This window comes from Pseudarthrobacter sp. B4EP4b (genome assembly GCF_006680095.1).
Taxonomy (GTDB): domain Bacteria; phylum Actinomycetota; class Actinomycetes; order Actinomycetales; family Micrococcaceae; genus Arthrobacter.
Genome location: NZ_VHIJ01000043.1, coordinates 24053 through 36684, shown reverse-complemented (window position 1 = coordinate 36684; position 12632 = coordinate 24053). Strand labels below are relative to the sequence as shown.

At 65.5% G+C, this 12632-nt stretch carries 9 protein-coding genes; 6 read left to right on the top strand and 3 right to left on the bottom strand.

All coding sequences use genetic code 11. The features are described 5' to 3' along the window. Window positions 1-15: 15 nt before the first annotated feature. The 3 genes from FNL14_RS16580 to FNL14_RS16570 form a co-directional block, all read right to left on the bottom strand. Window positions 16-1614, bottom strand: a complete 1599-nt coding sequence (locus FNL14_RS16580) for an ABC transporter substrate-binding protein (RefSeq protein ID WP_142062101.1) — start codon at window positions 1612-1614, stop codon at window positions 16-18. Between the two features lie 165 nt (window positions 1615-1779). Continuing rightward, complete coding sequence (gene murJ, locus FNL14_RS16575; protein ID WP_142062098.1) at window positions 1780-3948, bottom strand: murein biosynthesis integral membrane protein MurJ; 2169 nt, start codon at window positions 3946-3948, stop codon at window positions 1780-1782. 60 nt (window positions 3949-4008) lie between these two features. Continuing rightward, window positions 4009-4509 carry an NUDIX hydrolase gene (locus FNL14_RS16570; RefSeq protein ID WP_050057127.1) on the bottom strand — a complete coding sequence of 167 codons (501 nt, stop codon included), beginning with the start codon at window positions 4507-4509 and terminating at the stop codon, window positions 4009-4011. Window positions 4510-4716: 207 nt separating this feature from the next. Here FNL14_RS16570 and FNL14_RS16565 point away from each other — a divergent pair, with 207 nt between their 5' ends. The 6 genes from FNL14_RS16565 to FNL14_RS16540 all read left to right on the top strand — a co-directional run bounded on the left by FNL14_RS16565 (window position 4717) and on the right by FNL14_RS16540 (window position 12615). After that, window positions 4717-6222 (top strand): CCA tRNA nucleotidyltransferase, encoded by a 1506-nt coding sequence (locus FNL14_RS16565; RefSeq protein ID WP_142062095.1) that lies wholly within the window; start codon window positions 4717-4719, stop codon window positions 6220-6222. Next, a complete protein-coding gene (locus FNL14_RS16560) occupies window positions 6219-6803 on the top strand; it encodes a histidine phosphatase family protein (protein ID WP_091419393.1) in 585 nt (194 codons plus the stop codon). Before FNL14_RS16565 ends, FNL14_RS16560 begins: the two co-directional genes overlap by 4 nt. A 438-nt stretch (window positions 6804-7241) precedes the next feature. Then, the gene (locus FNL14_RS16555; protein WP_220126192.1) at window positions 7242-7517 is read left to right on the top strand and encodes a hypothetical protein; all 276 of its coding nucleotides are present in this window, start codon (window positions 7242-7244) and stop codon (window positions 7515-7517) included. A gap of 135 nt (window positions 7518-7652) precedes the next feature. Beyond that, complete coding sequence (locus FNL14_RS16550) at window positions 7653-9119, top strand: glycosyltransferase family 87 protein (protein ID WP_142062089.1); 1467 nt, start codon at window positions 7653-7655, stop codon at window positions 9117-9119. Next, a complete protein-coding gene (locus tag FNL14_RS16545) occupies window positions 9112-10560 on the top strand; it encodes an NAD(P)/FAD-dependent oxidoreductase (RefSeq protein ID WP_142062086.1) in 1449 nt (482 codons plus the stop codon). Before FNL14_RS16550 ends, FNL14_RS16545 begins: the two co-directional genes overlap by 8 nt. 66 nt (window positions 10561-10626) lie before the next feature. After that, window positions 10627-12615, top strand: coding sequence for a penicillin-binding transpeptidase domain-containing protein (locus FNL14_RS16540; protein WP_142062083.1), 1989 nt, complete (start codon window positions 10627-10629; stop codon window positions 12613-12615). The last annotated feature ends 17 nt before the right edge of the window (window positions 12616-12632 follow it).

The following is a 12632-nucleotide window of genomic DNA, read 5'->3' as shown; positions in this document are numbered from 1 at the left end:
CTGGTGGACCCGCGCTTACTGGACCTTGATCTCAGCGAGCCGGAGGCCGTATCCGTAACGTGTCTTCGGAGCCGCCAACCGAGGAAGCGAATTGATCGACACGATCACATACTGCGCCTGAACCGGTTCTGCCAGGGGGATGTTCAGGTCTGTGGACGTGAAGCTGTTCGTGCCAACAGCCTTGGCCCCGTCGATTGAGGGCCGGTCGTTGGTGTAGAGGGTGATGTTTCCACCGGAGCCGCCGAGCTGCGAAAGCGTGATCGACGAGACGGTGGCAGGGCTCTTCAGCTTCACAACCAGCGGAACACCCTCGGGTGCGAGTCCGCCCCAGTTCTCAGTGGCAAATTCCATGTCCGACCAGTAGCTGGCGGCGTTGCCGTCGTAAGCCTTCACCAAATCGCGGTCGAACGTGGCGGCGAAGTCGAAGTTACCCTGGCGGGTGACTCCTTCAATGGCCGGCGGGACAGCAGGCGGTGCAGAGGTAGGTGCCTGGGTTGCGGTGGCGTTCGCAGAGGGAGCGCTGTTGTTAGTGCTGGCCGCAGTCGGCTTGGCCTGTGGCTGTGCAGAAAAGAGGCTGCCAAGGTTGGTCACGGCAAACACCAGCCCGGCAATCAGGACCACTGCGAGGAGCCCGCCCACCAGCCACCGCATGGAGCGCGGTTCACGTTCCGGGGCATCCTGGTCGTCGCCGTCATCATAATCATCCTGATCGGCGTAAGAAGCGCCCGCAGCGGCACCTGCAGCAGCGGCCGGGGCTGCGGACCGTGCAAAGACCGGAGACTTCTTTTTGGCAGGCCGCGGCTCTTCTTCTGCCTGGGCATCTTCGTACAGGTCCTGGTCATCGACGTTCGCGTAGTCGTCCTCGGACCACAGCGAGACCTTCGGCTTCCCGGGACCGGACGGGGAGACGGATGACTCATCCCGGTCTGAAGGGCTCGACGGGAAGCTGGCGGTGGCCGGCTCCTCGGACTGAACCGCTGGCCTGGTGGCCGGACCCGAAACGCCCGGTGAAGCCGCACCGGCAGCGGCGCCAGCCGCCGCACCAGCGGCAGCCCCACCCAACGCAGACGAACCGGAGGGCTTGCGTCCAGCGGCGGGAGCCGCCGCCGGCCGTGCCGGCGGCTTGGGCGGCGCTACGGGCGCTGCAGGGTAAGGATCAACCTGGCTGCGATGTCCGTCGGAGTAATTGATGTAGCCGGCGTCGACGTTTTCTTCGTCATCATAGGGCTCGGGTTCGCGGGACCGGGGCTGACCAAAAATCTCGCTCCCCAAGGTGTCCGTGAAGAACGGTTCCACATAGGGAGGGTTGGAGGCCACCACGAGGTCCAGCAGGTCCGCGGCGGACGTGTGGTTGGTGATGAGGTACGTGGCCGCAGCTGTGACGCCGAGGTCCAAGACCTGGACTGTGCCGGGGCGCTCCCCGGTGGCAACCTCCCGGGCGCTTTGGGCCACCTGCTCTGTGTTGTCGGGTCCGGCAACCAGGATGCTGACCGGACGGTTCAGCACCTGGTCCACACCATCCAGCACCAGATCGTGGTCGTGCGAGGCCAATACGGTGGCTGTGACCTTGTAACGGCCGCCCAGTACTGATCCGACATCGATCGGGTTGGACACGTGTTCCTCCTAGACTGTCCGGTATTGCCGGCTCGGTTGACGCAACCACCGTTCAGGGACCGGCGCGAGGCTGGCCCTTGAATGCAACTACCCCTGTTCCCTTCCGATCCTAGCCGATTGAGCCCAGCCCACCGTGGACAAAGGCAGCGGCGAACGGCCGGAATATCACTTCTTGCGTGGCCGCCGAGGCTTGAAATGCGGGTTCTCGCCGGGCTTGCCCTGGAAGGTCCGCCGGCCGGGCAGCGGGATTTGCTCACGCAACAGGCCGCCCCGCGCAGTACTGGGCTGGTCCTCTCCGGGGAGGTAGCCGCCGTCGTCCTGGCCCCTGCCGCCCTCCGCAGGCGGCTGTGCGGCCGCCTCGCGCCGGGGAGCGGGGCCGGCGCGGAAGGAAACGGCGTCGAACTCGCCGGAAATCCGGGGAATGAGGCCGGTGTCCACAGAGGTAGTGGCGCGCTCGGGCGCCTGCGGCTGACGGTCGCCGGAGGAACCACCGGAGGAACCCCCAGAGGGATCACCCGAGGAAGAGCCCGACGGCGGCGCGTCGTCTTCCGCTGAAGATGCAGCCGGTCCCCCGCGCCCCAGCCGTCCCATCAGTGGCCGGAGCAGGTCCCGCAGTTCCGATACCCGGAACAACCTGAGCAGGAAGAAGTAGGCCACCAGCATGACGGGGCCCGCCACAACTACGGTGATGAGCGCCGTGATCCGGTTCTCCCAGGCAAAACCGTCCGGGTTGTAGCTGCCCAGGAGCCAGAGCGCGCCCGCACCTGCAATGGCGGAACCCAGGGCTGCGTAACCCATGCGGATGTAGGAGTTGGCGATCCGTGCCCCATCCAGGTGGCCCAGGAGCCGGCGCAGGAAGTACGCGCTGATCACCACCGAGAGGATATTGCCCACCATATAGAGGACCGCGATGGCATAAATGATCTGGTTGACGGGCAGGAACTGGATGGCAAACGCCCCGGCCACGTACACAACGGCCAGCAGCAGTTGGATGTAGAAGGGTGTCCGGGCGTCCTCGTTGGCATAGAACACGCGGGACATCATGAAGTTTGCGCTCATAAACGGCGTGCTGAGCGCGAGGATGGTTAACGTCTGGGCCAGCATCACGCCGTCCTGGCGGTCGCCGCCAGAGAAGAACATCCCGAGCGGCCCCGCGAGGGCAAACAGGGCAAGGGCTCCGAAGACCGTGGCGACGGCCATGGTCCGCAGGCCGTGTGAGAGGGCATCACGCAGTTCGGCCCGGTTGCCGTCCTGGGATGCGCGGGTCATCCGGTTGAACAGGACAGTGGCCAGGGACAGGGCAATGATGGAGTGCGGCAGCAGGTACAGCTGGCTGGCCACCTCAAGGACGGCGTTGCCCGGAAGCATCTCCGCAGCGGGGTCGCCCGCCTCCTTCAGCCGGAGGCGTTCGGCTCCGGGGATGGTGGCGATGCGCATGACGTACAGGAAGGCGAGCTGCCCGACGGCGGCCGTCAGCAGCGTCCAGACGCTCAGCTTGGCTGCCTTGCCCAGTCCCACACCACGCCAGCCGAAGCGTGGACGGAGGCCCAGCTTCAGCCGGATCACGGGAATCATCAGGATGGCGGTCTGCGACACCACGCCGATGGTGGAGAAACCGGCAACGAACAGGGTTTGGGTGGGCCCCCAGTTGTCCAAGGTGTGTGCATTGATTTCGTTGGCGCCGAAGATCCAGATGAACATGCCCAGCCCGGCGATGGCCACCACGTTATTAAGGATGGGCGCCCACATGGCCGGCCCGAACGCACCATTGGCATTCAGGACCTGGGTGAGGAGGGCATACAGGCCGTAAAAGAAGATCTGCGGCAGGCACCAGAAAGCAAACGTTACCGCCAGCGCTTTTTGCTGCGGCGAGTACCCCTGGGTGGTGAGCTCAATAACCCCGGGCGCTGCCAGGGTCACCAGGGCGGTCAGCCCCAGCAGGAGCAGGACAGCCAGCGTCAGCAGGCGGCTGATGTAATCCGCTCCCCTGTCCGGGGCCTTGCTTGCCTTGATGATCTGCGGCACCAGCACGGCGTTGAACACGCCGCCGGCCACCAGCAGGAAAATCAGGTTGGGCAGGTTGTTGGCGTTGATGAAGGTGTCGTTGACGGTTGATCCCAGGCCCAGGGCCGTGCCCAGCATCCAGGTCTTGCCGAAGCCCAGGAAACGGGACACCAGGGTGCCCGCGGCCATGATGGCACTGGAACGGGTTTCGCTGGGGCCTGCAGGAGCTGGCTGGGCAACGTCCGGGGCGGCCGGCTCCGGCGGAACGCCGTCGGGCGCCGCGTCGTCGGGCCGGCTGGACCTGTCGGAAGGAAAATTGGAAGCTGACATCGAGTTCATCGTCTCACCCGCAGCAGCCCATCGCCGCACGGCAGTCGCCGCGGTGCGCCCCTAAAGGTGTTCGGGAAGGACTTCCCGGGCGAGGTCGGCGATCCGGCGTTCATTGGGGAAGGACAGCTTGCGGGCGAGTTCCTGGATGGGAACCCACGCCACGTCCACCGCTTCCTGGTCCGGATCGTTTTCGATGGTCAGTTCGCCGCCCGTGGCGCGCAGGAGGTAGTGGTGGACGGTTTTGTGGACACGGTGGCCGCTGACCGTGAACCAGTAGTCGATGCTTCCCAGCGGTGCGAGGATGTCGCCTTCAATGCCGGTTTCCTCGGCAATCTCGCGGACGGCGGCCTGCTCGTTGTTTTCCTTGCCTTCGGGATGCCCCTTGGGCAGGCACCATTCCAAACGGCCGCCGCGATTGAGGCGGGCGATAATCGCAACCCTCAGTTCGGCGTCGGACGTATCCACCACCACGCCGCCGGCGGAGACTTCCTCCACCGTGGGCAGCGAGGCCGGCGCCGAATGCTGGGCAGGCGCAACGTGCGCACCGATTGCCGACGGCAACGGTGCGTTTGTCCTCCTGCCTGGAGCGCTCGGTACTGGATGGGCCATGGAGTCCACTCTAACGACTGTTGCCCGTCCGTGATGACCGGAACATGACATCAACATGGACGGCATATGACGCGCTTTGCCGGGGGCGGACGGAATCAGCAGGATCTTGACAGTATTTTGGCCTGCGGTGCCGCTGGTTTCTGACAAGCTTAAGTAACTATGGCGCACGCACATCACAAGACTGAATCCCACACCGTCGATTTCCAGGTGGACCCGGTGGTCCTGGAGCTCGGCCAGCGCTTCGTGGACGCCGGCCATGAACTGTCGCTGGTGGGCGGTCCCGTGCGTGACCTTTTCCTGGGCAGGACCTCCCCCGACCTGGACTTCACCACAGACGCCACGCCGGACCAGACGGTATCCCTTATCAAGAAGTGGGCGGACAACTACTGGGAGATCGGGCGCGCCTTCGGGACCATCGGCATGCGCAAGGCCGGATTCCAGATCGAGATCACCACCTACCGGGCGGAGGCGTACGATCCTGAATCCCGCAAACCCGTGGTGGCCTTCGGCTCATCGTTGACCGACGACCTGCTCCGGCGCGACTTCACCATCAACGCCATGGCCCTCAAACTGCCGTCGCTGGAACTAGTGGACCCGTTCGGTGGGGTCAAGCACCTGCATGCCTCCATCCTGGCCACCCCCGGCGCCCCTGAAGCGTCCTTTTCCGACGACCCGCTGCGGATGATGCGCGCGGCCCGGTTCGCGGCGCAGCTGGGCGTCTCCGTCCATGACGACGTCCGGCAGGCCATGACCCAGATGGCCGAGCGGATCACCATCATCTCCGCGGAGCGCGTCCGGGACGAGCTGGTCAAGCTCATCTGCGGAGCCCGTCCGCGCGTGGGTATCGACCTGCTGGTGGACACAGGGCTGGCGGAATTCGTGCTGCCCGAGGTTTCGGCCCTGCGGCTCGAATCCGATGAACACCACCGGCACAAGGACGTCTACCAGCACTCGCTGCAGGTTTTGGAGCAGGCAGCGGAGCTCGAAACCGACGCTGAGGGTCCCGTGCCCGGGCCGGACTTTGTGCTGCGTTTCGCAGCGTTGATGCACGACGTCGGCAAGCCGGCTACGCGGCGCTTCGAACCGGGCGGCGCGGTGAGCTTCCGCCACCACGACATGGTGGGTGCCAAGCTCACCACCAAGCGGATGAAGGCGCTCCGCTTCGACAACGACTCCATAAAGGCAGTTGCCCGCCTGGTGGAACTCCACATGCGGTTCTACGGCTACGGGGACGCCGGCTGGAGCGATTCCGCAGTCCGCCGCTACGTCACTGACGCCGGGCCGCTGCTTGAGCGGCTGCACCGGCTGACCCGATCCGACGTCACCACCAGGAACCAGCGGAAGGCCGAGCGCCTGGCGTTCGCCTACGACGACCTCGAGGCCCGGATCGCGGCACTGCGGGAACAGGAATCGCTGGAGGCCGTCCGGCCGGACCTTGACGGTGCCCGCATCATGGCGTTGCTGGACCTCAAACCGGGTCCGGTGGTGGGTCGGGCCTACAAGTTCCTGCTCAACGAGCGGATGGAACACGGACCGCTGCCTGCCGCGGAAGCGGAGGCCAGGCTTCTTCGCTGGTGGGCCGAACAGCCTGAATCAGCACCTGCCGCAACCGGGGATGGAACCTCTCCCGCCGGCGTCGCCCTTTCCCCTAAGGAGTCCAAGTGACCAACCCTGCCATTGCCCCCCGCCCCCAGCTCTGGATCCTCCGCCACGGCGAGACCGAGTGGTCCAAGAGCGGGCAGTACACGGGTCTCACTGACCTGCCCCTCACCGTAGAAGGCGAACAGCAGGCGGTGGAGGCCCGGAAGGTGCTGGACCCCGTCGATTTCGACCTGGTGCTGACATCACCGTTGCGGCGCGCCCGGCGGACTGCCGAACTCGCAGGCTTTCCCGACGCCCAGCACGAACCGCTTGCGGTGGAATGGAACTACGGGGACTACGAAGGAATCAGCTCGGACCTGATCCGCAAGGACAACCCGGATTACCTGATCTGGACGCATGGCGTGCCCAACGGCGAGACGCTGGACGAGGTTGCCGCGAGGGCGGACAAAATCATTGGCCGGGTCCTCGAATCGGGAATGGATAATGTGCTGATTGTGGCCCATGGACACTTCTCCCGGATCCTGACAGCCCGTTGGCTTGAACTCCCGCCCGCTGAAGGACGGCACTTTATTCTCGGCACCGCGAAAGTGTGCACCCTTGGCTGGGATAAGCGGACGCCGGCAATTGTGCGTTGGGGCCTTTAGGAACTGTTTCTAAATCTTTTTGATGATTTCTACGAATTAGGTAGCCGCGCGCACTAATTGTGGTGTAGCTTTATTCCTGACCCCAGAGCCACTTGCCGGGGTTACCGGCGCATGTTGCTGCAGGTGAACAGCCTGGGCAACGGCAGAGCAGAAAAGGAGGTTGGGAAAATGATTACTTTGACTAGCGGATGGAAGATGACCATCACCGCGGCCCCGGCCTCTGATGCTTTTGCGCGCCTGTTTAGGGGTCACGCCGGCTCCTAGCCTGCGCCCTTTCCGCCGGTACTGAGTCCGGCGGTGACCGGGCGGCTGCGCACCGGCGTCTGTACCTCTTGCGCCCATTGCACGGCGCAAGAGCCCGCCCCCTTTTAGCCGCGCTTTCTGCTGCTTCCTGCAGATATTAGCTGCCTGCTTTTAGCGGCCTTTTTATGCGCTCTAATGACAGCGCATAAACTTCCCTGCCCATTGCACTACATTTCGCTGCCCCAAATCCGCCTGTATCCGCGGTATGAAGAGGGCTTAATTGCCGCGCCCATTTTGCGGGCCAGCCAATTCGAAAAGGAGGTGACCACAATGATAAAGAAGATTCAACAGTTCCTGCTTCCCCAACGGGGAAAACGCAGCAGCCGCCGGCAATTCAACCGTCCGCTCCTGGAGAAGCAGCGGGAAGACGTATTCGTCCTTCTGCACCAGCACATGGGTGGCCTGCGCTGACTCTGTGGCCTGTCCCTTAGGCCTGTCCCCGGGAGAACCGATGAAGCAGGTCCATGCGGTACAGGAGCCCACGCGGCCGCGCGTGGGCTCCTGCCGGTCCCGTTCCCCGTCCCGGGCGGCGGTAAGCTCGAGGGCATGCAGGAGAACCAGCCGCCGGAGCATCGAGGGCGGCCCCGACTGGTAGTTCCCAGCCGCAGCGACATCCTCTTGCGGAACTTCACCGAAGTCATCGGCGGCCCCCTGGGATCACGCTCTGCGCCGGGCATTGTCCGGCCCGGGATTTTCACTGTTGAACGCGTCCTGGTCCTCCTGACGGTCCTGGCTGCCCTCACCGGGATCCTGGTCAAGGGTTATTGCCGGGCCAATGGCTGGGAATCCCCCACACAGTTCTATGCCACCTGCTATTCGGACTTTCCCGAGCTGTTCCGGAACCGGGGTCTGGCAGACGGGACCTTTCCCGTCCTTGGCCCCGGAAGCCTGTTTGAGTACCCCGTCCTGACCGCCCTTATTGCCGGAGTTACGGCCTGGCTGGTCCCCGGGAGCGGAATAACCGATTCGCGCGTCCTCGCCTACTTCGATATCAATGCCGCCCTGCTGGCGGCGGTCACCCTGGTGGCGGTCCTGGCGACCGCCCGGATGAGCAGCCGGCGGCCGTGGGATGCCGCCATGGTGGCACTGGCCCCGGGCATCGTGCTGGCCGGAAGCATCAACTGGGACATGTGGGCCGTGGCTCTGCTCGCCCTTGGCATGTACTTCTTCGCGCGGCAACGGCCCCTGCTTGCCGGCGTCTTCATTGGCCTGGGCGCGGCCACAAAGTTTTACCCGCTGCTGGTGCTTGGCGCCATCCTGCTCCTTGCCCTCCGCACGGGACGGTTCCGTCCCCTGTTCGTGACGGCCGGCGCCGCCGCAGCCGCCTGGGTGGCCGTAAATGTGCCTTTCGCCTTGGCCAACCCTGCGGGCTGGACCTACTTTTTCCAGTTCAGCGCCGACCGCGATGCCGGCTACAGCTCGCCCTGGTTTGTGTACAACCTGGTTGCTGCCCGGCTGCGGTGGACGGAACTCAGCCCGGCCGCCGTCGACCTTCTGTCCCCGGGCCTCTTTCTGCTGTCCTGTGCGGCCATAGCGGCGGTTGCCCTGACTGCCCGGCGGCGGCCCCGGCTGGCACAGCTGGCCTTCCTGATCGTGGCGGCGTTCATACTGACCGGCAAGGTCTACTCGCCGCAGTTTGTGGTGTGGCTGGTCCCGCTGTTGGCGCTGGCCCGGCCGCGGTGGCAGGAGTTCCTGATCTGGCAGGGCATTGAAGGACTGCACTGGGCGGCCGTGTGGATGTACCTTGGACAGGTGACCAGCGCAGGCTCATCCCAGCACAACCTGGATATGCCGTACTACGCCCTGGCCGTGGCTGGGCACATGGCCGCGGTGGGATACCTGATGCTGCGCGTGACCTGGGACATCTTCGATCCGGCCTACGATCCCATCCGGCGGCACCACGTTGATGATCCCCACGGCGGCCCCTTCGCGGGCGCGCCCGACTGGTTCCGGCTGGGCACCGGCGGATCCTCCCGTTCCCTCCTCCCATGGAAAGCAGGGTCCCATGCCTGATGTTGTGGTGGTGGGCGCCGGGCCCAACGGACTGGCAGCGGCAGTAGTGATGGCGCGGGCAGGTCTGTCCGTGGAACTCTTCGAAGCCGGCCCAAGCATCGGCGGGGGCACCCGCACCAGCGAGCTGATGCAGCCAGGGCACTTCCACGACATCTGCTCGGCGGTGCATCCGATGGCCGTGGCATCACCGTTCTTCAAGGCCTTCGAACTGTTCCGGCGCGTCAACCTCATCACGCCCGAGCTGTCCTACGCCTCCCCGCTGGACGGCGGACGTGCCGCCCTCGCGTACCGGTCGCTGGACCGGACCGCCGAGGAGTTGGGGCGCGACGGCGGGGCCTACCGGAGGCTGATGGCGCCCCTGGTGCAGCGCATCGACGACGTTATGGACTTCACCCAGAACCAGCTCCTTCGGATCCCGCGCAACCCTTTGGCTGCGGGGATGTTCGGGCTGAGGACCCTGGAGCAGGGATCGCGGTTGTGGAATACCCGGTTCAGGGAAGAACTAGCGCCCGCCCTGCTCGCAGGCGTGGCGGCGCACGCGATCTCCCACCAGCCGTCCCTGGCAGCTTCCGGCGGCGGGTTGATGCTGGGAGCACTGGGACACGCGGGAGGATGGCCTATTCCGGAAGGCGGGTCCGCATCCATAGCTGCGGCCCTGGCCGAGGACCTCGCTGCGCACGGGGGTGTAATCCACACCGATGCACCAATCGACCGGCTTGAGGACCTTCCCCCTGCACGCGCCACTCTGTTGAACGTGGCTCCGCAAGGGCTGTTGAACATGGCGGGCCATGCCCTGCCCACCAGCTACCGTGCCGCCTTGGAATCATTCAGGTACGGCAACGGTTCCTGCAAGGTGGATTTCATCCTTTCCGGTCCTGTGCCATGGACTGCACCTGAACTGGCCAACGCCGGGACAGTCCACCTCGGCGGGACCCGGGCGGAAGTTGCCCGCTCTGAGAACGAGGTCAGCGCCGGCAAACACCCGGAACGGCCTTATGTGCTGGTGGCCCAACAGTCCCGCTTCGACTCCAGCCGTGCTCCGTCGGGCCGCCACACCCTCTGGGCGTACTGCCACGTGCCCGCCGGCTCAACGAGGGACATGACGGAAACCGTCACCGCCCAGGTGGAACGTTTCGCACCCGGGTTCCGGGACGTCGTGGTGGAGTCCAGGGCCATCACCGCCGCCGGACTGGCCCAGTACAACCGGAATTACGTGGGCGGGGACTTCAGCGCCGGGAGCATGGACATGCTGAACCTGGTGCAGCGGCCCGTGGTTTCGCCCGTGCCCTGGCGTACACCGTTGCGTGGCATCTACCTTTGCTCCTCCTCGACCCCGCCCGGGCCAGGGGTCACGGGCATGCCGGGCTACCACGCGGCCAAACATGCCCTGCAGGACATATTCGCCCTGCCCGTCCCGACACTCGGCCTGGACGCGGCCTAGGCCCTGCTCCGTTTCGTGCCGCGGGCCATGGCAAGCCCGGGGCAAAAACCGGGAGATAATGGCGCGATGGGGATATCTACAAAACTGTCTTTGGGCATTGCTGCCGTCATTCTTGGAACATCGCTGGTGGCTTGTGATGACGGCAGGGGCGGCGCCGAAGCCGCCGCCACACAACTGGCTACCGCCGTCTCGGGACTCGACGTAGGGGCGGTGCCCTTCGACGGCAAGGACTCCACGGCCGCCAATGACCAGCTGAAGAGCGTTTTCGCCGCCCTCGACCCCTCGAAGCCAGCCGTTGAAGCCGGCGAACTCACGCTTGATGGCGACAACGCCTCAGCCCCGCTGAACTACACCTGGAACTTTGGCGGTGCCGAGTGGAAATACACCGTCTCGGCCAAATTCAAGAAGTCCGGGGACAAATGGCTTACCGTGTGGGACCCTGCCACTTTGGCGCCGGGGCTGGCGGACAGCGAGATCCTGACCAAGGGATCGCAGTCACCCCAGCGCGCGGACATCCTGGGCGCCGGAGACGTGCCCCTGGTGACGTACCGCCCCGTCGTGAACGTTGGCATCGACAAGCCCCAGCTGGGCGCTGCAGACCCCGCTGATTCCGCCGGCAAACTGGCCGCCCTGGTGGGCGTTGATCCCGCCGCCTACACCCAGCAGGTGCAGGCCTCCGGCGCCGAGGCCTTTGTCTCCGCGATAACGCTGCGCGACGAAGGCCGCACCATCACCAACGAGCAGATTGCGGCCATTCCCGGAGCCCGTGCCATTCCCGCATCCATGCCGCTGGCACCCAGCCGCACCTTTGCCCGGGCCGTCCTCGGTTCCGTCGGGGAGGCTACTGCCGAGCAGATCGAAGCATCAAAAGGCGGGCTGACGGCGGGAGACGTGACCGGCATCGGCGGGCTGCAGCAACAGTACGACGAACAACTCAGGGGAACTGACGCCGTCGTAATCCGCGCGCAGCGGGCAGACCTGACCAGGGAACAGATCCAGTCGGCCGCCACGGATCCGCGTCGGGTCCTCTTCGAAGTGAAGCCCACGCCGGGAACGCCGCTGAAGACCACCCTGGACCCGACGCTCCAGTCACTGGCGGAGACCACCCTTGAAGGAGTGAAACCGGCCTCCGCGATTGTGGCTCTCCGGCCGTCCACCGGGGCTGTGCTGGCAGCAGCGTCAGGGCCGGGAAGCAACGGCTACAACACGGCCATGCTGGGCCAGTACGCACCGGGCTCCATCTTCAAAATGGTGGATTCGCTGGCCATGTTCCGGAATGGCCTGACCCCGGATTCGAAGGTTGAATGCACGCCAACATTGACGGTGGACGGGCGGACGTTCAAGAACTCGGAGGGGTACCCGGAGAGTTCGCTGGGGTCGGTGACGCTCCGTGATGCCTTCGCGCACTCCTGCAACACGGCCTTCATCGCCGCGCGGGACAATGTCTCCCAAAGCCAGCTTGAAGCAGCGGCCCTTGCCATGGGCATCGCCGTCGAAGCGCCCACCCTCGGCGCGGACGCCTTCCTGGGCTCCGTCCCCGGCGAGGCCGCCGGCACCGAGCACGCCGCCTCCATGATTGGCCAGGGCAAAGTGCTGCTGTCTCCGTTGGCCGCCGCCATGATGGCCGGCTCGGTGGCCAAGGGCGCTCCGGTTGCCCCGCAGCTTGTCCTGAATCCCGACGCCGGTGCTGCCGCCGAGGGAACCACCAGCGGGTCCTCTGTTCCGCCTGCGCAGCCCTCCGCCACCGCCAGTGCCGAGGCGCCCTCCCAAGCATCCGGCAACCCCATCACCCCGGAAGAGGCGACGAAGCTGGCAGACATGATGCGCGCCGTCGTGACCTCCGGACATGCCGGCTTCCTCACCAGCGTCCCCGGGGCACCCGTGGGGGCCAAAACCGGCACCGCTGAGTTCGGGAAGGAAAACCCGCCCAAGACGCATGCCTGGATTGTGGCCGTGCACGGCGACCTCGCCGTTGCCGTCTTCGTGGAGGACGGCGGCCTGGGCGCAACCACCTCCGGCCCGCTGCTGCAGAAGTTCCTGACCGCCGCCGGCTAAGGCCAAAAATCCGGGAG